Genomic DNA, 22,435 nt, shown 5'->3' with positions numbered 1-22,435 from the left:
GGCTGTGTCTGGCAGGGATGCGGGGCCATCCGGCGGATCAATTAGGGCCAGCGCCGCTGCGGGAAATGCGGTTTGCGCCCCATCCTGCGCCTGCGCCAATCGCGCCAACGCAGCCGTGCGAGCTTGCGTGATCGCTGCGCCGCTGTCAGCCATGCGGTGTTCAAGCGCGTCATACCAGCGGCCGTCGCGCACCTGATCCTTAAGCAACCGATTGCGTTCGCGCATGGCTTTTTCATAGGACAGGGCGGTTTCGGCGTGTTCGGGAAAGAAGCTGAGCGTGACCCGGTCAAGAAAACGCCGACGACCGTCTGCCGATTCGATCCACAGACGATCCATCGCTGGGGTCAGCCACAGCACCCGAGCAATGCGGCCAAGGGCGGTTTGGGGCGCTGTCTTGCCGTCAATCCGGGTTGTGCGCGCTGCGCCGGGTTCGGCGCGGGTGTCGATGTCGTGCTGGCCGGTGGGGGTTAGCATCTCGGCCCCGATGCGCCAACCGACCGGATCGGGTTTGCGTGCGAAGTCCGTGGTCGCACCGCGCCGCAGGCCCCGGCCGGGCGACAACAGCGATACGGCTTCGATCAGGTTGGTCTTGCCGGCGCCGTTCGGGCCGTGGATAGCCACGGGCCGACCATCACACACCACCGCCGCGCGGCGATGGGACCGAAATTGGGATAAGGTCAGGCGAGTGATTGCGAGGCGCATGAGATGGGCCTAGCGCGGCGGTGGCGTAATGGCCAGTGGTCGGGTGAAATAGCGGAGAACATGAAAAGGCCCCGCGCAGGGGCGGGGCCGAATGCGCGCAAAAGTGCCGGGGCGTTTTAGACCCGCATGGGCATGACAACGTAAACGGCGCTGTCATCATCCCCTTCGCGCATCAAGGTTGGGTCGCCAGAGGCGTTGAACAGGAAAGTTGCATTTTCGCGGTCCACCTGACCGGCGATTTCCAGAAGGTATTTTGCGTTGAACCCAATCTCGAGCGGATCATCGCCATAGGCGACAGCGAGCTCTTCTTCGGCAGCGCCGGCATCGGGCGCGGTCACGGAAAGGGTCAGGCGATCTTCGTCCAGTGTCATTTTCACGGCGCGGGAGCGTTCCGACGAAACAGTCGCGACCCGGTCAACGGCGCGGGCAAAATCAGCCGCGTCTACTTCGAGCTTACGCGTGTTGCCCACGGGGATGACGCGTGTGTAATCCGGGAATGTGCCGTCAATCACTTTTGAGGTCAGAGTCAGACCCGGCGTCGCAAAGCGAACCTTGGTTTCTGACACGGACACTGCGATTTCCGCTTCATCATCATCCAGCAGTTTGCGCAGTTCACCCACGGTCTTGCGAGGAACAATCACACCGGGCATGCCATCGGCCCCGGCGGGCAGGGGGGCGTCGATCCGGGCCAATCTATGCCCATCCGTTGCCACACAGCGCAGTTTCAGGTCGCCCCCACCGCTATCGGCGACGTGCATGTAGACACCGTTGAGGTAATAGCGGGTTTCTTCGGTCGAAATGGCGAATTTGGACTTGTCGAAGAGGCGGCGCAGAACCCCGGCGGCGGCGGTGAAATTCGCCGTGTATTCTGAGCTGGCCATGACGGGGAAGTCTTCTTTTGGCAGGGTGGCCAATTTGAACTTCGCCCGGCCGGCGGCGACATGGAGCAGACCTGCCGCGCTGTCAGCGGTCAGTTCCACCAGTGCGCCGTCTGGCATTTTGCGAATGATCTCGTGGAAGGTCACTGCGGAAACGGTGGTTGCCCCGGCCTGATGCACTTGCGCAGGGGCATTGTCGACAACTTCGATGTCGAGATCGGTCGCACGGAAGCGAACCTGATCACCTTCGGCTTCGATCAGCACATTGGCAAGGATGGGAATAGTGTTGCGCCGTTCAACCACCGACTGGGCTTGTGACACGGCTTTAAGCAGTGTGCCGCGCTCGATACTCAGTTTCATGCCGACGATCCTTTAGACTGAAGGGACTGTGACGCTATCTGATTCTTGCCGGCGTACAAGCCCCATTTGATGGCCTGTACGCAGGTTTTCAGAGGTCTCAGGCTTCAAGGGCGCGCCGCAGCAATTCCAGATCTTCGGCAACCTGGCTGTCCCGGACGCGCAGGTCTTCGATGCGTTTGACGCCGTGCATGATGGTGGTGTGATCACGCCCGCCAAAACGACGCCCGATTTCAGGCAGGGATCGGCTGGTCAGGCTTTTGCTCAGGTACATGGCGATCTGGCGCGGGCGGGCGACATTGCGCACACGGGTTGGCCCGATCAGTTCAGACAGGCGGATGTTGTAGTGTTCGGACACGCGGCGCTGGATCTCTTCGACGGTGACTTTGCGTTCGGACACACGCAGCACATCGGCAAGGCAGTCTTGTGTCATGTCCATGGTGATCTCGCGGCCCACGAGGCTGGCCATGGCAAAGAGTCGGACAAGCGCGCCTTCGAGCACGCGCACGTTGGTTGAGATACGATGCGCGAGAAATTCAAGGACACCGGGCGCTATGGCCAGACCGGGGTACTGCGCTGCGTAGAAGTCGACCTTTTGCTGTAGAATGCCCAAGCGAAGTTCGTAGTCGGTCGGGTGCAGGTCGACGACAAGGCCGCACTGAAGGCGCGATTTAATGCGGTCTTCGATCCCTTCCATTTCGCCGGGGGCGCGGTCTCCCGAGATGATGATTTGCTTTTGCTGATCCACCAAGGCATTGAAGGTGTGGAAGAATTCGTCTTGCGTGCTGTCTTTTCCGGCGATGAATTGCACATCGTCCACCATCAGAACATCCACGGATCGGAAAATCTGTTTGAAGGTCATCATGTCCCGGTCACGCAGGGCCTGTACGAACCGGTACATGAATTGCTCTGCCGACAAATAGACGATCCGAAGGGAGGGATCGCGTTGGCGCATGTGGTGGGCGATGGCATGCATAAGATGCGTTTTGCCAAGGCCAACGCCCCCGTAAAGAAACAGCGGGTTAAAGGTGACGGGGCCACCTTCGGCCACACGGCGGGCCGCGGCATGGGCCAATTCGTTCGGCGGGCCGACCACGAAACGATCAAACGTGAACCGCGTATCCAGTGTTGCGCCGGGGAGAATGTCGGCGTCGTCGGTGTCTGGGCTGATGGCTGTACCGGTGGTGATAGCCGGGGCGGCAGTGCTTTTGGTCTGGGCAGGTGGTTGCGGTGCGGCGTCCCGACCGGTCGACACGTTGAATTCAATCCGGCGCACGCTTGCGCCTGCGGTGTGCAGGTGGCGCAAGATCTGGTCGGAATAATTGCGGTTTACCCAGTTGCCGATAAAATTTGTCGGAACCCGGAAATGCGCAACACCATTTTCAAGGGCTGCAAATTCCAACGGGCGAATCCAGGTTTTGTAGTTGTTTTCGCCGATTGAGTGCAGCAACGCGTCTTGCACTTCGCCCCAAGTTTCATGCGTCATTTACATGCCATTCTTATTGTAGCCAGCGATTTCCGGCCATTTTGCCCCTGTTCCCACAATGCACGCGACTTGGCACGACCTTACAGCCCCGCAAAACGGGTTCGCTGCCGCATGACCGATTTGGCTCGGTCGGTGCGCCCGGAGTGGGTGCGCTGGCAGGCGCACCGTCCGGGTCGGGCATGTAGTTTTGGACAAGGTATCAAGCAGATTGCTCTGCTTGAGCCCCTCCCGGAAATTGCCAAACCCCTCTGGCATTCCGGTTTCGAAAAGCAGTCGTCAGGCCGGTATTCAGTAACACTATGGCACTAGGCCTATTGTTACACGAAGTGGTCTGCCACGCTTCTCTGTGTCCCCCAAGACGATGTGAATCGCTTGGAGACACTACCAATCGGGGGGCAATTTCCGCAATAGAACTTACTCGTTGACACATCGAATATGCATGACCGAATCTGAATTTGATTTTTAGTCATTTCAAAACAGAGGCTTGGAAATTATCTCTGCGTGTGGCTTTCGTTTGGTCATATCGCACGCAAACGGGCGCGAAAAACGCGCCCGTCTATCGTAGCTTCAAATGCCGTAGCTTCAGGCGATTGCCTTAACGCGTGCTGAAAGACGCGACATCTTGCGAGATGCCGTGTTTTTGTGCAGCACGCCTTTGGTGACACCACGCATCAATTCAGGTTGTGCAGCTTTCAGAGCTGCTGCCGCGACGGCCTGATCGCCGGTCGCAATCGCTTCCTCGACTTTCCGGAGGTAAGTCCGGATGCGCGAGCGACGCGCCGAGTTGATGACCTTGCGGCGGTCGTTCTGGCGCGCGCGCTTTTTGGATTGGGGCGTATTAGCCATGACGTGTCTTCCCAAGTTTGGGGTGAATTCCGATAAAGACGGCTCTTTACGGACGAGTCGCCGCCAAGTCAACCGGAGCCGGGCATATTTCCCTGACTGCGGTTAAGCTGGTTACTTGTCGCGGAACTGAGGATCCCGCTTTTCGAGGAAGGCTGCCATGCCTTCCGATTGATCTGCGGTGGCGAAAAGAGAATGGAAAAGCCGCCGCTCAAACAGCAGCCCTTCCGAGAGTGGTGTTTCGAAACTGCGGTCGACCGCTTCTTTGACGGCCATCGTGGTCATGCGCGACTTGTCTGCGATCTTCAGGGCAGCGCCGCGGGCTTCTTCCATCAGCTTCTTTGCGGGAACGACGCGGCTGACCAAGCCAGACCGCTCCGCTTCGTCGGCGAGCATAAACCGGCCGGTCAAGTGCATGTCCATCGCTTTTGATTTGCCAACAGCGTTGGTCAGGCGTTGGGTTCCGCCGATCGCAGCAATGACCCCGAGATTGATTTCTGGCTGCCCGAATTTTGCGGTTTCCGAAGCGATAATGAAATCGCACATCATGGCCAACTCGCACCCGCCGCCCAATGCATAGCCCGACACAGCGGCGATGATCGGTTTGCGATGGTTCCTGAAGGCGCGCGTAATTTTCCCAAAATGATCGGTGCAAAAAACGTCGGTGAAGCTCTTTTCTGCCAGTTCCGAAATATCGGCCCCGGCGGCAAAGACCTTTTCCGTTCCGGTGATGATGGTGCACCGTGCTTTGTCGTTTTCCTCGATACCACGAAGGGCATCGCATAATTCGGACATCAGCGCAGCGTTCAAAGCATTCATCGCATCGGGGCGATTAAGCTTGATCAGCGCGACGTGGTCTTCAATTTCGACGATCAGCGTCTCGTACGCCATAAGGTCCAGCCATTCTTGTTGCAGCAATCTTCGCCTTTAGCAGTTTGCGCTCACACCGTACAAGTTATCTTTGGCAGGTCGGACAGTAGAAACTGGAGCGGCCTGATTGCACAATCCGGCGGATGGTGTCGTCACAGCCTTCTGTGTTGCAGGGATTGCCCTCGCGGCCATAGACGCGAAAGCTGTGTTGGAAGTACCCCAATTCGCCGTCGGCCTGACGGTAGTCGCGCAAGGACGATCCGCCCGCTTTTATCGCATCGCCAAGAACGTCGCGGATAATGGGAACGAGGCTGGCGGCGCGTGCTGCACTGAGGCGGCCCGCCTTGCGGGTCGGTGCGATACCGGCCCGGTAAAGCGCTTCACAGACATAAATATTTCCCAATCCCGCGACGATCCGTTGGTCGAGAAGCGCGGATTTTATCGGCGTGTTGCGCCCTTTCAGTTTGGCGATCAGATATGGCTCGTCAAAGCTGTTTCCAAGCGGTTCAGGCCCCAGCCCAGTGAGTAACTTGTGGGCATCAATTTCCGGGGTGGGGGCCATGTCCATCGCCCCGAACCGGCGGGGGTCGTTGAAGGTGATCCGCGCTCCGCCAGACATATCGAGGACCACATGATCGTGCTTTTCAGGGGCAGGATGGGCGTGGACAAAAATTCCTGGCGCGCTGCGCACATCTGCCTGCGAAATAAGCATCCGCCCCGACATCCCAAGGTGAATCAGTAGCGACTCGCCCCCCGAAAGATCGGCAAGAATGTATTTTGACCGTCGTCTCAGGCGCAAAACGGTCTGGCCAGTCAATCGGTCTGCCATGTTTTCGGGAAATGGCCAGCGCAAGTCGGGGCGGCGAATATCGGCCTGATCGATACGGAAGCCCTCCATGACTGGGCTTAGCCCACAGCGCACGGTCTCAACTTCGGGAAGTTCTGGCATTGCGATGGCTCCTGCGGCATGGGAATCCCCGGCCCCGCGTTGTATCGGCGAGGCAGCGCCCTATAAGAAAGGGCAGGCAACAGAACGGCAAGACCATGAATGACACGAACCCTGACCGCACGACCCATTTTGGCAATCGCGATGTGCCCGAGGCCGACAAGGCCGGGTTGGTGCAGGGCGTCTTCACCAGCGTTGCGTCGCGGTATGACGTGATGAACGACGTCATGTCGGTTGGGGTGCACCGCCTTTGGAAGGACGCGATGATGGACTGGCTTGCGCCGCGTCCGGGCCAGCGGCTTTTGGATGTGGCAGGCGGCACCGGCGATATCGCGTTCCGGTTTCTCAAGCGCGCACCAAGGGCCGAGGCGATGGTACTGGATCTGACCGCGTCCATGCTCGAGGCTGGGCGCACCCGCGCAGAAGCTGAAGCGATGGCAGGCCGAATCGATTGGATTGTCGGGGATGCCATGGCGTTGCCGTTCGAGGATAACAGTTTCGATGTGTATACGATTTCTTTTGGCATCCGGAACGTGACGCGGATCGCAGATGCGTTGTCAGAAGCGTACCGCGTGCTGCGCCCCGGCGGGCGGTTGATGGTGTTGGAGTTCAGTCAGATCCCCAACGACGCTCTGCAATGGGCGTATGACAAGTATTCTTACAATGTGATCCCGCGCATGGGCGAGGTAATCGCCAATGACCGGGACAGCTATCAGTACCTTGTGGAATCGATCCGCAAGTTTCCCGATCAAGAGACGTTTGCGGCCATGATCCGCGAGGCGGGTTTCGGTCAGGTGAAGTATCGCAACCTGTCTTTTGGCATCGCGGCACTGCATTCTGGTTGGAAACTGTAAGTGCGCGGCCCGCATAATATCTGGCGGCTTGTCCGAACCGGCGCAACGCTGGAGCGGACCGGCGCGATGGGGGTCATACTGGATGCGATGAAGGCGCCGGCGCATATTCGATTGCTGGCGCGCATTCTTGGTTGGCCATTTAGCCCACTTGGTCTGAAGGGCGATCCAGCCGTGCCGCCGGTCACACGGGCCCTGACCGCTCTTGGCCCGGCCTACATCAAGTTTGGGCAGATACTATCGACACGGCCGGATGTGGTCGGGGACGCGCTGGCACGGCAGTTGAGCGTGCTGCAAGACAAATTGCCACCCTTCCCTGTGGAAGAGGCCAAGGCAGAAGTCGCGCGCGAATTGGGTATCGATGTGGACACAGTGTTCTCCGAATTTTCGGAGCCGGTTGCAGCAGCGTCTATTGCGCAGGTCCATTGTGCCCGAATTGGATCGACCCATGAAAAGGTCGCAGTCAAGGTTCTGCGGCCGGGCATTGAAAAGGCATTCCGTAAGGACATTGACGCGTTCTATCTGATCGCGTCGGTGATCGACATGTTGGCCCCGTCTGCCCGGCGCCTGCGCCCGCTTGATGTGATCCGTCATTTTGAGGGCGTGGTCATGGGCGAGCTGGACCTGCGTCTCGAATCGGCCTCGGCGGCGGAATTTGCAGCAACGACGGCGGATGACGCACAGTTCGGTGTGCCGGCTGTGCATTGGTCCTTGTCTGGCAGGCGGGTCATGACACTGGATTGGGTCGATGGTGTGTCGGCCAACGATACTGCCAAGCTTGATGCTGCCGGGCTTGACCGTTCAGAATTGGGCATGCGGGTGCTGCAACTGTTCCTGAAGCAGGCTTTGCGCGATGGATATTTCCATGCGGACATGCATCAGGGGAATCTCAAGATCGCACCAAACGGTGATCTGATTGCAATTGATTTCGGGATCATGGGCCGGATCGACGAATACACGCGCCGCGTCTATGCCGAGATTATCTTTGGCTTTATCCGAAAGGATTATCGCCGTGTTGCCGAAGTGCATTTCGAAGCCGGGTATGTTCCTGCGGATCGCGATATCGACGAGTTTGCCCGTGCGTTGCGTGCCGTTGGTGAGCCGATTTTCGGCATGGATGCCAGCCGCATATCTATGGCGCGCCTGCTGAGTTATCTGTTCGAAGTGACAGAACGGTTCGGGATGGAAACGCGCACTGAACTGATTCTTCTGCAACGAACGATGGTGGTTGTGGAGGGTGTCGCCCGTTCGCTGAACCCGCATATTAATATCTGGGACGCGGCGCGCCCCGTCGTCGAAGACTATGTGACCAAGAATGTGGGCCCGCGCGCCGCGGCGCGCGATCTGTTACGCACTGCGAGGGTGTTGTCTCGGTTCGGACCAAGACTGCCCCGTTTGGTTGAGCAAGCGTTGCTGGAGAGCGGCAAACCTGCGGAGCCCCCAGTGCGGGCGTCTTGGAAAACTCGGGGACTTTGGGCAGGCGTCGGGGTGTTCGGCGGGCTTGGGCTGGCTGGTCTGTTGGAATTATTCCTGCTTTAGCGCATGGTCCAGAACTGAGTTTTCGAGTGCCGCAACCTCTGCCGTAAGCGCGTTGGCATAGGCCGTATCGCCCTGGTCGAGGCGCCACAGGCAGTGACCGATCATTGCTGCGTGCCGTGCGGGTGATAGCATTTTCACCCGTTCGGATAGGTCTGGCCTCCCGTATGCGTTGAGGAAAACCTGGATTTGATCGTGCGACAGTGGTGGTCTGTCATGGATCACCTGCATTGCTGGTGAAATTGCGATGGCAATATCGCGAGACGGGTCGCCGAGACAGGCGCATTGCCAGTCGATCAGCATCGGATGTGATCCGTTCATAACAACATTGCCGGGGACCGGATCGCCATGTAGCAACGATTGCCCCGCTGTTGCTGAACGTTGAGACGCGCTGTGAATCGCGTCCATAAGGTTCTGGGCGTTTGGATGATCAGCGAGGAAGGCACGGGCCCTTAAGATCAATGGTGCGGGCAAATCTGCGCTTTGTGGGAGTGTATGCCGATGAGGGAACTGCGTTTCATGCACTTTGCGCAGGAGGCGGGCGAGGGCCGGACCAGGGACCGCACGACTCGTTCCCGGAAGGTAGTGATAGATCAGACATTGGGCCGTACCGTATGCAAAGGCATCTACGGGCTGTGCGCAAAGCCCTCTCGGTGCAAGATTTTGCATCACGGCCGCTTCGACTCGGGGGCGAATTGGGAATAGAGGATCGCCCGTTCTGGTCTGGGCAATTTTGAGCACCAGCGGGTTCTTGCGGTCGGCTAGCACGTAACTTTTGGCGCTGCGCCCACCTGTCAGTTGCTCGACTTGTACGTTGGCAGGAATGCCGAGGCGCACGAAAAGCCGCTTTCGAAGGTGAGGTGGGAGTGCACCCTTGCGTCTTAGGCCATCCATGTGCCCCATGAAAAGTGCCCTGTCTGGCCCAACATTACGCGTCCGCAGTACCCTTGGCGCCCGGGTCCGAACAAGGCAAAAACCCGGATGCTGCGGATTTGAGAACGCCGAGGCAGGCAGTCAACTGCCGTTTCGCAAAGCGGTGATGCCCGAAGTGGACACAATTTCACCACTGTCGAGAACCACCAACGGACCATCTGTTCCCGATTGAACTTCGGTGATGCGGGCATAGCTGCTGACCGGCAAGGTTTCCGATTGCCCAGATAGGGTCCGGGTTTCTATGGACAGGTTATAGCTTCCCGCCAAGAGCTGTGTGCCCGTTGGTGAAACACCATCCCATGCCAGCGGGCCTGCCCCGGAAATCGAAGATCTGTGCAATTCCTGGCCACTCGGCCCGGACACGATCAGTTCGGCCGACGCGGCATCCAGCGGAAGGTCGTAGTACACGTCTACCGGGGAGCCGCCGAAATAGATCGGACCGTCAACACGAGCATCCATCCCGACCCAAGAGGCGTGCTGCGAAAGCCCGCCAAGGGAACTGTCGGCACCTAGGCCGCGCAGCAGATTATTGGTCTGTACTTGCTGTTCCACGCCGGAAAACGTCGCGAGTTGAACCGCAAAATCGGAAGATTCGATCGGGTTGAGCGGGTCCTGATTCTGCATTTGGGTCGTGAGCATCTTCAAAAACGTTTCAAAGTCTGAACTCAGCGCCGACTCGCTGCTGTTATCGGTCGCAGATGTCGTTGTGGACTGGGTCGCAGCAGTGGTTGTGCTTGAAATTTCCATGCATCTAATCCTTTTTTAAAGCCGCAGATCCAGGTTTGCGGTGGCAAGCGTGCGAGAACGAGATGCGTCAGAGCTTGCCGGGTTTTTTGTTTCGGAGTTTGGGTGTGTTTCCGCATATGAGTCGGATGCCTCAGGACTATTTTCCGCAAATTGCCCGCTGCGTTGTTCCGAATTGCCAAAATCAAATGAAACATCAGCATAGCCGAGATCACGGAAATCTTGCTGCAGTTGGGCGATGTGGCGCCTGAGCAATTCCTGTGTTTCGGGCCTGTCGGACTGCACAAAGACATGCATCTGCCCATCATTGCCTGTCAAAGTCAGTTTCACCCGGCCCAGTTCTTCCGGGCTGAGAGAAACCTCAATTACGCCGTCACGACCTTGGCGAACGGCATCCACAATCTGCGTGCTGGCATGGCGCCCCATTTCACTGCGAACGGTGTCGAGTTTTGGGGCTTCAGTTCGAATTTGGTCTGATTTGGCGTTGTCCAGATGGCGAAATTCAATGTCTTCTAGCGCTGCGTCATGTACTTCAAAATCGCCGGGAAGCGACGTTTTTTCTGGGGGTGCCGGAACCGCAGTCGTTTGTGGGAGAGCGACGGCGGGTGTTACCTGACGAGCTGATGGTTCGGGTTTTGGCGTTGAATTTCCTCTTAATTCTTCACTGGATGCGGAGTGTGGAGTTAGGTTCTGCGCTCCGGAGCGCAGGGTCCGGTCTTGCGCGGATGCAGCTTGCGGTGACGCGCCTTGTGAAATGAGCGCTGCGTTTGGATTTGCGTCAGGACGTGCACCTGTGGTTGCGGTTTCTGTGGCGGGGGGCGGCACGGCCGGCGCGGCAGTTTTTTCAGGCAGTTGAGATTTGTGGACCGCGGCGAATTCTGCGGTCGGCACATTTTCATTTTTCGAGTGTGCCCCAGCCGTTGGTGCGGATGCGGTCAACTGTGTGACCTGGTCGCCCGACTCAGGCGTCATTTGCCCGAAAACGGCTGGCGAATCGCCTTGTGGTCTCGCATTGGAATGTTCGACAGTTGCAGCGTTCGCCCAATGTGGCGGTGCGGTGCGGGGCGCATACTCCATCGTGACTGGGGTTTGGCCTTCTGGACTTGGAGTGTTTGTCCCAAGCCATGCCAAGCCGAAATCGGCATCATCGGCCGGTTTTTCAGGCTCGGGTACGGTGGGTTTAACGGTTTGGGAACCGTCGAGCCGATGTGGCGCGGCCATTCGCATGGGTGGCTGAGGTATTTCTGATTGCATCTGGAATCCTGCGTTCGCTTTTTGAAACAATCGCGCAACAGCCTTACCGAATGTTTACCAGACATGGTCGATGTTGGCGCATCGGTCCAAAGAATGGAGTTTCCTATGCAAATCATGACAAGCCCTGCGACTACGCCGCTGCAAACCACCAGCGGTCAGATCACAGACCGTGCCCCGGATACAGCTTTGAGAAAGGTTGCGATCAAACTCGAATCTCAGTTTCTGTCTGAAATGTTGAAGCATGCCGGGCTCGGTCGAAATGTTGGTATTGGCAGCGAAGAATCTGGTTTCTCTGGCGGTGAAGGTGAAGAGCAATTTGGATCGTTTCTTAGAGAAAAACAGGCTGAAAGAATGGCTGAGGCAGGTGGGATCGGCCTTGCCGAGTCCATCTTTCAAGCACTCAAGGCGCGTGAGAAATGAGCGGTGCCATGAAAGATCCGTTGACGCTTTTGGAGGTAAATCTTGAGCGGGAAAGAACGAGCTTGTTGGCAGGTCGGTTCGAGGCTCTTGAGGAGTTGAATCTTGAGAAAATGAGTCTCGCCACATCCCTGCCGGGCCGGGAATCAGGCACAGCGCGCGTCGAGCGTATTCTCGCGCGATCCAGATCGAATCAGCGCCTCGCCGAGGCTGCCGGTGAAGGTTTGAAGGCTGCTATGCGGCGCTTGGGCGAAGTTGAGCGCCTTGATGGTGGAACCGGCCACTACTCAAGCTGCGGGGCCCGCACAAAAACGCCCAACGTTTCGCGAACCCTTCGGCGAGTGTGAAGCTGAAACAATTTGGCGTCTAAGATATGTGGTGGACCCTCGCGACAGGAGGTTAATGCGTGCAGCCACGCATTCGATTGGAAACTGTGATCGTCAGTGGCACTTGCCGCCAGACCGGGGGGGTCATGCGCTGCGCGGCCAAGGTCCGGCCCAAGCACAACGGTATAAATACTGCACGATGCTCAAATGTTTAGTTTACAGGGCGCGGTAAAGTGTTTTCTGTGAAATCTGGTTTGGTGCGTCAGGTCTTAGCAGCATGGCGTCCCACGATTGACGAGCCGTGGATTGATCGTCTTGAAAATGGAGCAGATGACGGTTTCTACGCCGTATCCGCAGCGGAAAGAGATAAAAGCGAATGATGAAAAGGATTGTCATCTTGTCGGCTGGGGCGCTGCTCGTAGGTTGCGCAACTCAGCAAAGGAGCGAGGAAACGCTGCGTCAGCACGGCTATTCAGCGGCGTATGTTGCAGGATTCCATGACGGGTGTCCCAGCGGAAAACGTGCGGGCGGCGACCCTGTGGCCCAGCGTTCGTTGGACGACGGTGCCTATTCATCAAATGGTGACTATCGAACGGGGTGGGACTACGGTTATCTCAGTTGTCGGGGTCAGGAGCGCCAGAACGAAGCAACTGCTATTGCCATTGGTGGGGCTATCGCTGCGGGGATGAATAGTAGCCACGGCGCAGACGGTATCGACGCCAGAGACATCATGAGCGGTATTGATACATCTGGGCTGGCTGCACTCGAGCAATGACACGAGCCCATAGAACATCGGCGCGTTTCATCTTTTCGTTTCGGTGGACTCGTCAGACTGGGCGGTAGATTGTAAAACGATGGTCGCGCTCAAGTCTGACATGACGCTGTGTGGTGAAACGATGGTCGCGCTGATTTATCGAAGGCTGCAATATTATCGGGGCTTTGAGATTGCGTTGATTTTCCCGAGGTATGAGTCGTTTGCCGCCGTCTGATCGTGCTCTTTGCGTCGCTCTGAACAATGCTTCAGACATTAGGGCATCAATTCACTTTGTTCCGGTGCGCCGCCTGCGACTGTCAACGAGCAGCCATACCGCCAACAGGAGTGCGCCGTAAACAAATTCCGGGTTGGTCAGGACAGAGAGCGGATCGAGGGTTACCTCGGTCACCTCGCCTTTGGGGGAAAGGTCAAGCTGAAGCGTCTGAGAGACAGACACGCTTGCATCCCACAGGCCGTGCAGGAAAACCGAAGGCCAAAGCGATCCCGTCCACAGAACGATGGCACCGAAGAGAAGGCCACCCGCCATCGCGCCAAGGACCTGCATTGTGGTGATGCCGAGGGGCTGCCCGCTGACCCAGTTCACATAGTGAAACAGGCCAAAAACGATCGCAGCGACAATCACGGCCAGCGCAGCATTCATGCGGGTCATCAAGGATCGAAGAAGTATACCCCTGAACAGGAGTTCTTCAAAGAAGCCCACCAGCACCGCCACGATGCAAGTGGTCCAGATGCTTTTCCAGTCTGACGGCGAAAGCGTGACACCATCAAGGCCAGTCCTGTTCACAAGCAGGGGGGTGAATATCACGAAGATACAGAATGCAACAAAAGGGAAGGTCAAAAGGAGCGCTGGTGCTTTTGGCCAGGTCGTCAGCCCGGTTCGTCGGCCCATCCCGACAAGCATGACGGCCAACATGATGGCGACCGCTAGTCTCATTTCAGGCCAGAGAACCTGAGCGAAACTATCGGTGCCGACATCCCTGCCTCCATGGCCGAATAATTGCGACGGATCAGAAAAGACGATTGGTGCGAGAAAGTATAACGCTGCCGCGAGCAGAAACAGGCTAGCGACCGCCAATGGCTTTTTGTCAGCCCAGTTTTGAATGTTCTGAAGCACTGCTTCGCCCCAACGTATCCCTAGGTTCTGGCCGTCTGAAAACGGAACACACGTTCGTCAAAGCCACTCCATTTTTCTGACTAGCCTGTTGAGGGATGCGAAAAAATGGGTCTATTGCGCGAAATCGATCATGTCCTGCGGGACGACTTGCCTCAGAAGCGCGGCGCGATCTGTCACGACACCTTCCATCAGGCCCGGCGTTCCATCAGGGGCATTGTCGGTATAGGTGAAGACCCCGGCTGTGTGTCGAGCGAATTGCCATAGGGTCATGGTTTTGTCGTTCGGAAGCCGAGCCGCGATGTCAGCCAGGTGCGGGGACCACGCATCGTCCAATCCGCGCCGCCCTTCCTCGACCACTTGAAGGCTGTGATCATCTTCGTGTTTCTTCCGATCTGGAAAGGCAACGCGCAGTCCATTGGCGTGCCTGCGTCAGGGTTTGCAAAGCCCGCAGCCGCAATGCAGTGTCACGCGTCCGTGCGCATCGACAAGACGGCGATGGGTGCCGACCCATGCGTCGAGGCGAGCGTCTGCGACAACACTTCATTCAGCCTTTCTTAAAGAGCATCTGGGGCGTTCGAAGTGGCCGAGCACAGACCGTTCTGCGCCGATAGGGCGCTTGCAGGAAGCGAGAAAGCTGACTGGCCGCGCATGCAACGACTGATGCAAGAGCGTTCAGAAATGGGTGAAACTTCGACATTCACGCTTACTGTTGATTGGCAGTTGTTGAAAGTACGTGATTGGCTTGAAAAGCCCACCATTCGTGATGACCGGACTTTCCAGCGGTCCAAAGCTGATACAGCTCTGTTGTGGCGATCGCAAAACGGATCAGCGTGGATTCCTTGCAAAGTCTGTAGTACCGTTGTCTCGCTTCAATATGTCGTCCACGAGGTTCACCAATGACGCCAGAGCAGTATTTGGCAGTGTTTCTGGCGCTGCTTGGCGGGGAGATGAACGAACCGACTTTCCCGGAACTGCTAAACGGTGGCCCCGATCCGCGCTTTCCGGTCACGCGGGCACCATGCACACGGCCGGTGGCACCAAGCGAGATCGACGGGCAGACGGTCGTCTGCGGCACGATATCAGTGCCAGAGGATCACGACAGTCCTGACGGTGATCGCCTTAACCTCGCCTTCATTGTGTACCGTGCGCATTCTCTCGCGCCGGTGGCCGATCCGGTCGTTTACTTGCATGGGGGGCCCGGCGGTGGGACCGTACAGTCTGTGGCTTCCGTCAGTTTGTTCTTCGATCACCTGCGTGGGCGCCGGGACGTCATCGCGTTCGACCAGCGTGGCGTCGATGCGAGTGGTCCGGATATGGATTGCTTTGAAACGCTAGCGGAAAACGTTGAAGACGTCGCCGACAGCCTTGCCGGTGCCGAAATGCCAGAGCTTGAAGGCAGACTCGTCTCAGAGTGTATCCTCGAACTTGAAGGGCGCGGTTTTGACTTGCCGCTTTTCAATACGACGCAGAATGCCCGTGATGTCGGCTCGGTGATGTCGGCATTGGGATATGGGGACTACAATATCTATGGCGTCTCCTACGGGACCAAACTGGCGCTGGAGACGATGCGGACAGCCCCCGACAGAGTGCGGTCGGTGGTGTTGGACAGCGTCGCCCCACCACAAGTCGCGCTGTATGACACGCTTTACGTGCCGCACAGCCAGTCGATTATCAATACCTTTGCACCGTGCGAGGCGAATGCAACCTGCGCAGAGGCTTATCCGGAAATTTCCCAACGGTTCTGGGATCTTGCTGAGCAATTGCAGGACACTCCGCTAGAGGTGGATGGCACCACTGTGGATGGGCGAACGCTTTTTTCAATCTTCACCGCGGCGCGGAACAACTGGGCCGACCCGACCACTCGCGGCTTCACGACCTACGCGCCGGCCCTCGTTACCCAGCTAGAGCAGGGAGACGTGACGATGTTGCGCCAAATGCTCCAAGAAGCCATCCCGCCGCAGCCTTCTGCCGAAGACGCGCTGGCTGCGGCGATCGGCTTGACCTCGGATGAGCAAGCCTTGGCGCAGGCATTCGTGAATGCACTGGATCAGATCGAGCTCGCGTCGGGAACCGCCGCCCAAATGCTGGCGCAATTGGAAGAAGACATTGACGCTGCAGCTGCGCCTGTCACTTTTGGCGAATACTTCGATGACGAGTTGGAGCGCGCACTTGCCGCCCTGCCGGAGCGCTCAGATCAGGTCGCTTTTTCGCGCGACTACCTCAGCCTCCGGTTCGTGACGCCAAGCGCGGGTGCCCTGATCGATCTGGTCCGGACTCATTTCGACGATCTCACCGCCGCGCGCTTGTCATCGATGATCGCTCTGCTGGGTGCTGACGATGTTGCGCGTGTCTTCGATCTGATCGCGGTTGACAACGCGACTCTGGAGGCCGTGGCAGAGGGTGAGTTCGAATTGCTTCTTTATGCCTGCCAAGAAGATTTTATCGATGGGTTCAATTCGGCGGAAGGGTTCGTGAAAACGACCGAGAGCGTTGGCATGGGGCCGCTGCTCGCATCTGCGCTGACCGACCCGGTTCCGAGTATGTTCACAATCTGCGATCTGTTCGAGGAACGGCCCCGCGACAACTGGCTGGAGCCTGTAACGTCCGACCTTCCCGTCCTTGTCTTTTCAGGCGAGATTGACACACAGACCGCGTCCTCTTGGGGGCCGTTGGTGGCCGAGACTTTGCCCAACAGTCAGGCCATCGTTTTCCCCGAGGCTGGCCACGGCGCGTTGCTGTTCAGCCAATGCGCCCGCGATATCGGCGAGGCATTTCTTGAAGCCCCGGGCAGCACCATCGACACATCTTGCGCGAGCGACCTGCGGTTGCCGTATCTGATGCCTGACGGAAGTCTTCTGGACGTCCGTTGACATCATTCACCATCGCTGCTTCGGCGGCCTTAATGAGCAAAAAGGAGGTGTAAGATGCTCAAACCCCTTCTCCTTTTCGCCACCCTCGCGCTGACGGCAATGCCGGCGCAGGCGTTCGACCAGCGGCGGACGCAAGTTCTGACGGAGTGTCACGACTACCTTTGGGATGTGCCGGCTTTTGACGAGCTGCCTAACGCGGCGATATCAGTCTATTCGGGTTTGATGGACAGCAACGCCATCATGGTCTTCTGGGGCAAGCCGATGCTGCGGGCCGCCGGAAACTGCACGATCATCGACGCGGCGTTGGAAGGGGTCGAGGATTACGCGAGAAGTGAATATCGCATCGAGACAGCTTCGCGTGTGGCGGCGCGGGCACTCAATGCCCCGAAGGGTTTCGGTGAGGAACGGCATCCATGAAGTCATGGGTCATCATCTTAGGTTCCATTGCACTCGTGACGATTGGCGCGGGGTCTTGGTTGCTATCGCGCGGAGGTCTGTCGATCGAGCAAATTACCAACCCCGGCAACCAAGTGGCGGCGCTCGCGACTGACGCTGATATCGAGGTGATCCGAACGCGTCTTCTCGAGGTCGGTTTGCACCCGACCGGAGTTCTAAGCGATCTTGGCGTCGACGATCATCTTGGACGGCTTGCCGCCGGGCATGTCGACGCTGCCACGCTTCTGGGCTATGCCGACGCAATCGATGAACTGAGCACGCGCAGCACCTTGCGCGGGCAATCCTTGCCGCCTTCGCTCTGGGACGTTTCGATACCCGCACTGCTTGAGGCCGGCTGGACGGTTTATTCCCTGACCGAAGCTCTCGCGTCTGAAGCAAGTGCCATTCACATCGATCTTTTGTCCGACGCTTATGGGGCGTTTCTTGCCACCCGGCCGGATGCATTGGAGGGCGCTCTGGCCCTTCTACCGCTTGCTGGGAGTTATGTGCGATCCTTACCGGAAGCAGCCCGGGCCGAGCACGCAGTTCATGCTAAAACAGACGGGGAGGCGACCATTCTCATCTGGCAAGCGCTTCTTTCTGGCACAAGTCGCAACAACCCTCTCACGCACCGACCTCTCTTTAGCCATGGGTTTGTGGGGCATTTCAGCGTGCCGCACATCCATCAGTACGCGACCGGTGAAGGGCTGACACCCAGTCAGGTTTGGGGTGTCGAGGGGTTTGATCCAACATTCGTCGGGCCGCCAACTAACGATAATCAGGTCGAACACATGGGCCTTAGTGCGCTTCTGCAAGGTGTGGCCAACGTTCCGGGCGCCGTTCTATATGCCGTTGAGGCGTTGGAGATTGCCGTCGACCACGAAGACGCGAGTGCAGCCGCAGCCGACAGAGCGCTTAACCGCGCCGTCCGTGACGTTTTGCTGCCGAATATGGAAAAGGACCCTCGGGAATTGATGCGGGCTCTCCTCGCGACCCTTGGTTGAACGTACCGAAACGCTGGCCTGCGATCTGCGGCGCTAGTCATGGACTGAACGCCCTCAACGTGGGGCGTGTTACCATCGATAGGGCTCAAGCCAAGGACAATGACCGCGCAATATAGTTTACGATCGTTTCGAGCCACGCCGTTTTTTCCCAAAACCAGTTAGCAGAATTTCTCCTTACCGCTGTATTTCCGAACGCCTCGTGGCCCAGAAAATGCACGTTTCTTCGAAATTTTCCTGAGCTTTGTTTCGCTGAGTTTACCTAACGGCGACTGTCAGTGCGTCGTTACATTGTCATCGTGGAAGTGATCTTGAGTGTAACAGAAGAGAAAGTTCGGTTCGCCCGAAGCGTGCCTGCTTGCACGACGCACAGAAAGCGCCGCCGTCGCAAATATATAGCCTCAGCCAACCAATAGACCGGCAAGTCTTTCCGCCCACATTTTTTGACATCCAACTTCTTGTGAATACGTCGAAGCCCACCAAAATTCTCTGAAACCCAATAAATTTCAATAAAATGCAATGTAATGACTTCTGTGCCTTAGCCAACTCTTAGGAAGTCGGGCGGTACCTAGGAAGGGCATTCGAAAGGATGGCGCGGATCGAGAAGGCATCCGCACATGTCAGAACGACACTCGTGCTGCGCAAAGGCGCGGTTCATCTAAATAGGTGCAAAAGCACCTGAGCACAGGATAGAATAGACATGTCCAGCATTCTGACTAACTCCAGCGCAATGGTCGCGCTTCAAACACTCAAAGGGATTAACTCGGGGCTCGAGGATACGCAAAGCGAGATCGCCACTGGTAAAAGTGTGGCTGACGCAAAGGACAATTCTGCTGTTTGGGCGATTTCAAAAGTGATGGAATCAGATGTTAGCGGTTTCAAATCGATCTCTGACAGCTTGTCACTTGGTGAGTCGACCGTAGCGGTTGCTCAGCAGGCTGCCGAAACCATCACTGATTTGCTGATCCAAGTGAAGGAAAAGGTCGCAGCTGCTACTGGCGACAACGTGGACCGTACAAAGTTGAACAGCGACGTAACAGCTCTGAAAGAGCAGATCGCCTCGGTTGTCAGTGCCGCTCAATTCAACGGCTTGAATCTTGTCGACGGAAATACATCGGGCACTGACGTCCTATCGTCGCTTGATCGCGATAGTTCGGGGAATGTCACTGCGTCTTACATCACAGTTTCAGGGCAGGATCTGTCGACAGGTGGCTATACAGCTAAGGCCGCATTTACTGGAACAACTGGTGTGGCTGCCGATGACGCCGATGCTTTCGGCTTCTCACTGGATGGAACCGGCGGTACGGCCGATAGTGGTACAGTTGTTATTGCAGACCCGACTTACGCTGCCGGCGACAAGATCACGATGCGTGTTGGTGAAAGTGAAGTAAGCTACACCGTGACGGCCTCCGATGTGGCCTCGACCACAACGGAAGACATTATTGCGGTGGGCCTGAAAAGTGCGATCGAAGCGACTGGGGAAAACGTGACCGTCGACTATGACAGTTCGGTCAGCGGCACTTTGGTAATCACCAACTCTGGCACCGAATCGGTGCAGGTCGGGGGGCAATTCACGAATGCCGGCTCAGGCGGTCTTGGTGCGCTGGCGGGCCTTGATGTGAGTTCCCTTGCTAACGCTCAGGCCGCACTGTCGTCAATTGAGACTTTGACCCAGACCGCCATTGATGCGGCAGCAGCTTTCGGGTCTGACGCTGCGCAGGTCGAAATCCAATCGAACTTTGTGTCCAAATTGACCGACTCGCTGAAAACGGGGATCGGTTCGATGGTCGATGCGAACATGGAAGAAGCCTCAGCTCGGCTTCAAGCACTTCAGGTGCAGCAGCAGTTGGGTATTCAAGCACTGTCTATTGCAAACGAGGCACCGCAAAGCGTGCTTTCACTGTTCCGTTAACAGATACGGGTGGCGCCTTAACTGGCGTCACTCTTTTCAGCACACGATAGCCGTGAAACGGGAATGAAGCACCATGGAGGGACACGCAGTGAGCGTCATTGATAGGGCTCGAACGGCCTATGATCCGGTAAACCAAGCGGTACGATGCCCAAAAAGTATTGAGTATGAAGCCTTTGTTCGTGTCACGCGGGCGCTCAATCAGGCGTCTGTGCCTTCGCCAACACAAACGGTCAAGTTGGCAAAGGCCGTGCACGATAATAGGCGTCTTTGGACAATGCTTGCCGCCGATGTGGCCAGTGGCGGAAACAGGCTATCACAAGAAACGCGCGCTGGTTTGTTTTATCTTGCAGAGTTTACGGTGGCGCACAGTCGGAAAGTACTAAAGCGCGAGGCCACTGTAGATGCTCTGATTGATGTCAATACCGCGGTTATGGGCGGTCTGCGCTCAAGTGTGAGACCAACATGACCGGTTTGGTCCTTAAGCTGGGTCCTGGCGAACGAATTTTAATTAATGGTGCTGTCATTGAAAATGGCGAGCGTCGAAGCCGCCTGAATATAGTGACCCCGAATGCAAATATCCTGCGTCTTAAAGATGCCATCCATCCGGATGATGTAACTACGCCGGTACGACGCGTTTGTTACCTTGCACAACTTGTTCTGACCGGTGACGCGAATCCCGCCAAGGCCCGACGCCAACTGTTGGTCGGAATAGAGCAATTGAGTCAAGTTTTTACCGATAGGGATAGCCGAATACTCTTGTCTGATGCCACTCGATTTGTGACACAGAGCCAGTTCTACCCGGCACTGAAGGCATTGCGAGTTTTGCTCCCTCGGGAAGATAGGCTTATGGCAGCTGGTCTTTCATCATGACCTTTCAACCCCTACTGCCGGTTGGAGGACTCACTGGCTGGAACTTCCTTAATCGAACTATTGAAAGTCAAAAGCTGCTTCAGAATGCTTCGCCAGTTGCTCAGCGCGAAATGAACTATTTCCGCGAGAATATTGGCAATATAAGCTCGGCAGAACAATTGGTTGGCGACTTTACTCTTATGAAAGTAGCTCTGAGCGCTTTTGGTTTGCAAGAAGATGTTTCCAACAAGTTCTTTATACGCAAGGTTCTAGAAGAAGGCGTTATAGCCGATGACAGTTTGGCTAATCGCTTAAGTGACGCTCGTTATGCAGCACTTTCAAAGGCGTTTGGGTTTGGAGGATTAGGCGAGCCTCGCACAGCATTGTCGTCATTTCCCGACGAAATCCTATCCGCCTATGAAGACCAAACGTTCGAGGTCGCCGTTGGGGACGTTCAACCGGAACTGCGGCTCGCATTGGGATTGGAGCGAGAGCTAGAAACTGTTTTGGAGAATTCGTCATCCGCCGATGCCCGATGGTATGGGGTTATGGGCAGTTCGCCGTTGCGAGAAGTGTTCGAAACCGCGTTGAATTTGCCAGAAACCTTTGCGGCGCTTGATATTGATCAGCAATTGGTTGTATTCAGAGCTAGGTCGGAGGAAGTATTTGGACTTCCCGAAGTCGCAGATTTTATCGACCCCAATGCTGCAGAAAGTCTGCGAAACCGCTATTTGTTGATGAATGAAATCAATAATGGCCAAGCATCTTTGGCCACATCACCTGCGTTGAGTTTGCTGACAGGTATCTCAGGTGGATTTGGAACTACTTCCCTTCTCTCGGTACTGTATTCCGGCTGAGGTCATTACTTCAAGGCACATCGAACAACGACCAGCATGGCCGCTAAAAAGGGGGGCGTGGTCGTCTGTTCGGTCGCACCAAGGGCGGCATGAACACCAAGCTGCACGCAATCTGTGACAGCCAGGGAAGACCAATGGATCTGTTCGTCACCGCGGGACAGATCAGCGATTATATCGGCGCACCAGCGCTGCTCAGCGGCCTGCCAAACGGCAAATGGCTGCTCGGAGATCGTGGCTATGACGCTGACTGGCTCCGAGAAGCATTGAAAGACAAAGGGATACGCGCCTGAATCCCGGGTCGAAAGCCGCGCAAGACGACAGTCAAATACGACAAGCGCCGATACAAACGGCGCAACCGCATCGAGATCATGTTTGGCGGGCTCAAGGATTGTAGACGCGTGGTGACATGCTATGACCGCTGTTCCAAAGTCTTCCTCTCAGCCATCGCACTCGCTGCTGTCGTGGTCTTCTGGTTGTGA

Annotated in this window: 24 protein-coding genes and 1 pseudogene; 14 read left to right on the top strand and 11 right to left on the bottom strand. The window is 56.8% G+C overall.

Annotation, left to right across the window (positions count from 1 at the left end; genetic code table 11):
- The 6 genes from E2L05_RS12060 to mutM form a co-directional block, all read right to left on the bottom strand.
- Nucleotides 1-702, bottom strand: a 702-nt coding sequence (locus E2L05_RS12060) for an AAA family ATPase (RefSeq protein ID WP_341776750.1), incomplete at its 3' end; no start/stop codon positions are given.
- Between the two features lie 116 nt (nucleotides 703-818).
- Complete coding sequence (gene dnaN, locus E2L05_RS12055; RefSeq protein WP_133343155.1) at nucleotides 819-1,940, bottom strand: DNA polymerase III subunit beta; 1,122 nt, start codon at nucleotides 1,938-1,940, stop codon at nucleotides 819-821.
- Nucleotides 1,941-2,037: 97 nt separating this feature from the next.
- Nucleotides 2,038-3,423 carry a chromosomal replication initiator protein DnaA gene (dnaA, locus tag E2L05_RS12050; protein WP_133343154.1) on the bottom strand — a complete coding sequence of 462 codons (1,386 nt, stop codon included), beginning with the start codon at nucleotides 3,421-3,423 and terminating at the stop codon, nucleotides 2,038-2,040.
- 582 nt (nucleotides 3,424-4,005) lie between these two features.
- Nucleotides 4,006-4,269: a 30S ribosomal protein S20 gene (rpsT, locus tag E2L05_RS12045; protein ID WP_133343153.1), complete on the bottom strand. Its 264-nt coding sequence runs from the start codon at nucleotides 4,267-4,269 to the stop codon at nucleotides 4,006-4,008.
- A 111-nt stretch (nucleotides 4,270-4,380) separates the two neighbouring features.
- The gene (locus E2L05_RS12040) at nucleotides 4,381-5,157 is read right to left on the bottom strand and encodes an enoyl-CoA hydratase-related protein (protein WP_133343161.1); all 777 of its coding nucleotides are present in this window, start codon (nucleotides 5,155-5,157) and stop codon (nucleotides 4,381-4,383) included.
- A 64-nt stretch (nucleotides 5,158-5,221) separates the two neighbouring features.
- Entirely contained in the window at nucleotides 5,222-6,085 is an 864-nt protein-coding gene (gene mutM / locus E2L05_RS12035) for a bifunctional DNA-formamidopyrimidine glycosylase/DNA-(apurinic or apyrimidinic site) lyase (RefSeq protein WP_133343152.1), read from the bottom strand.
- Between the two features lie 95 nt (nucleotides 6,086-6,180).
- Between mutM and ubiE the strand changes: the two genes are divergently transcribed.
- Both ubiE and ubiB read left to right on the top strand, forming a co-directional pair.
- Nucleotides 6,181-6,936: a bifunctional demethylmenaquinone methyltransferase/2-methoxy-6-polyprenyl-1,4-benzoquinol methylase UbiE gene (ubiE, locus tag E2L05_RS12030; protein WP_133343151.1), complete on the top strand. Its 756-nt coding sequence runs from the start codon at nucleotides 6,181-6,183 to the stop codon at nucleotides 6,934-6,936.
- Nucleotides 6,937-8,472 carry a 2-polyprenylphenol 6-hydroxylase gene (ubiB, locus tag E2L05_RS12025; protein WP_133343150.1) on the top strand — a complete coding sequence of 512 codons (1,536 nt, stop codon included), beginning with the start codon at nucleotides 6,937-6,939 and terminating at the stop codon, nucleotides 8,470-8,472. It begins immediately after the preceding gene.
- On the opposite strand, the gene E2L05_RS12020 is transcribed toward ubiB, so the two are convergent.
- From E2L05_RS12020 to E2L05_RS12010, 3 genes are all read right to left on the bottom strand, one after another.
- Nucleotides 8,458-9,306 (bottom strand): aminoglycoside phosphotransferase family protein, encoded by an 849-nt coding sequence (locus tag E2L05_RS12020; protein WP_165971749.1) that lies wholly within the window; start codon nucleotides 9,304-9,306, stop codon nucleotides 8,458-8,460. The two genes, ubiB and E2L05_RS12020, sit on opposite strands and share 15 nt — an antisense overlap.
- A 177-nt stretch (nucleotides 9,307-9,483) precedes the next feature.
- A complete protein-coding gene (locus E2L05_RS12015) occupies nucleotides 9,484-10,149 on the bottom strand; it encodes a flagellar hook capping FlgD N-terminal domain-containing protein (protein ID WP_133343148.1) in 666 nt (221 codons plus the stop codon).
- A gap of 15 nt (nucleotides 10,150-10,164) precedes the next feature.
- Entirely contained in the window at nucleotides 10,165-11,400 is a 1,236-nt protein-coding gene (locus E2L05_RS12010) for a flagellar hook-length control protein FliK (RefSeq protein WP_133343147.1), read from the bottom strand.
- A gap of 105 nt (nucleotides 11,401-11,505) precedes the next feature.
- On the opposite strand from E2L05_RS12010, the gene E2L05_RS12005 reads away from it, so the two are divergent.
- The 3 genes from E2L05_RS12005 to E2L05_RS11995 all read left to right on the top strand — a co-directional run bounded on the left by E2L05_RS12005 (nucleotide 11,506) and on the right by E2L05_RS11995 (nucleotide 12,918).
- Nucleotides 11,506-11,820 carry a rod-binding protein gene (locus E2L05_RS12005; RefSeq protein WP_341776749.1) on the top strand — a complete coding sequence of 105 codons (315 nt, stop codon included), beginning with the start codon at nucleotides 11,506-11,508 and terminating at the stop codon, nucleotides 11,818-11,820.
- Nucleotides 11,821-11,828: 8 nt separating this feature from the next.
- Nucleotides 11,829-12,164, top strand: coding sequence for a hypothetical protein (locus tag E2L05_RS12000; protein WP_133343146.1), 336 nt, complete (start codon nucleotides 11,829-11,831; stop codon nucleotides 12,162-12,164).
- 355 nt (nucleotides 12,165-12,519) lie between these two features.
- Entirely contained in the window at nucleotides 12,520-12,918 is a 399-nt protein-coding gene (locus tag E2L05_RS11995; protein WP_133343145.1) for a hypothetical protein, read from the top strand.
- 265 nt (nucleotides 12,919-13,183) lie between these two features.
- On the opposite strand, the gene E2L05_RS11990 is transcribed toward E2L05_RS11995, so the two are convergent.
- Nucleotides 13,184-14,032: a CPBP family intramembrane glutamic endopeptidase gene (locus E2L05_RS11990; protein WP_133343144.1), complete on the bottom strand. Its 849-nt coding sequence runs from the start codon at nucleotides 14,030-14,032 to the stop codon at nucleotides 13,184-13,186.
- A 111-nt stretch (nucleotides 14,033-14,143) separates the two neighbouring features.
- Entirely contained in the window at nucleotides 14,144-14,302 is a 159-nt protein-coding gene (locus E2L05_RS20785) for a hypothetical protein (protein ID WP_165971748.1), read from the bottom strand.
- A gap of 39 nt (nucleotides 14,303-14,341) precedes the next feature.
- Between E2L05_RS20785 and E2L05_RS11985 the strand changes: the two genes are divergently transcribed.
- The 9 genes and pseudogenes from E2L05_RS11985 to E2L05_RS11945 all read left to right on the top strand — a co-directional run.
- On the top strand, nucleotides 14,342-14,590 hold the full coding sequence (locus E2L05_RS11985; protein ID WP_133343143.1) for a hypothetical protein: 249 nt from the start codon (nucleotides 14,342-14,344) through the stop codon (nucleotides 14,588-14,590).
- Between the two features lie 338 nt (nucleotides 14,591-14,928).
- Entirely contained in the window at nucleotides 14,929-16,902 is a 1,974-nt protein-coding gene (locus E2L05_RS11980) for an alpha/beta fold hydrolase (RefSeq protein ID WP_133343142.1), read from the top strand.
- A 54-nt stretch (nucleotides 16,903-16,956) separates the two neighbouring features.
- Complete coding sequence (locus tag E2L05_RS11975; RefSeq protein WP_133343141.1) at nucleotides 16,957-17,319, top strand: hypothetical protein; 363 nt, start codon at nucleotides 16,957-16,959, stop codon at nucleotides 17,317-17,319.
- Nucleotides 17,316-18,341 carry a hypothetical protein gene (locus E2L05_RS11970; protein ID WP_133343140.1) on the top strand — a complete coding sequence of 342 codons (1,026 nt, stop codon included), beginning with the start codon at nucleotides 17,316-17,318 and terminating at the stop codon, nucleotides 18,339-18,341. Before E2L05_RS11975 ends, E2L05_RS11970 begins: the two co-directional genes overlap by 4 nt.
- A 697-nt stretch (nucleotides 18,342-19,038) precedes the next feature.
- The gene (locus tag E2L05_RS11965; protein WP_133343139.1) at nucleotides 19,039-20,250 is read left to right on the top strand and encodes a flagellin; all 1,212 of its coding nucleotides are present in this window, start codon (nucleotides 19,039-19,041) and stop codon (nucleotides 20,248-20,250) included.
- An 88-nt stretch (nucleotides 20,251-20,338) separates the two neighbouring features.
- Entirely contained in the window at nucleotides 20,339-20,716 is a 378-nt protein-coding gene (flaF, locus tag E2L05_RS11960; protein ID WP_243721956.1) for a flagellar biosynthesis regulator FlaF, read from the top strand.
- Nucleotides 20,713-21,120 carry a flagellar biosynthesis repressor FlbT gene (flbT, locus tag E2L05_RS11955; protein ID WP_133343137.1) on the top strand — a complete coding sequence of 136 codons (408 nt, stop codon included), beginning with the start codon at nucleotides 20,713-20,715 and terminating at the stop codon, nucleotides 21,118-21,120. The genes flaF and flbT overlap by 4 nt, the downstream gene beginning before the upstream one ends.
- A complete protein-coding gene (locus E2L05_RS11950) occupies nucleotides 21,117-21,956 on the top strand; it encodes a DUF1217 domain-containing protein (RefSeq protein WP_133343136.1) in 840 nt (279 codons plus the stop codon). Before flbT ends, E2L05_RS11950 begins: the two co-directional genes overlap by 4 nt.
- A gap of 6 nt (nucleotides 21,957-21,962) precedes the next feature.
- A pseudogene (locus tag E2L05_RS11945) lies at nucleotides 21,963-22,435 on the top strand (IS5 family transposase); the annotation flags it as partial.

Origin of the sequence: Meridianimarinicoccus aquatilis (genome assembly GCF_004358675.1) — a bacterium.
In the GTDB taxonomy this organism is placed as follows: domain Bacteria; phylum Pseudomonadota; class Alphaproteobacteria; order Rhodobacterales; family Rhodobacteraceae; genus Meridianimarinicoccus; species Meridianimarinicoccus aquatilis.
This window is presented reverse-complemented; position numbering and strand designations above follow the sequence as displayed.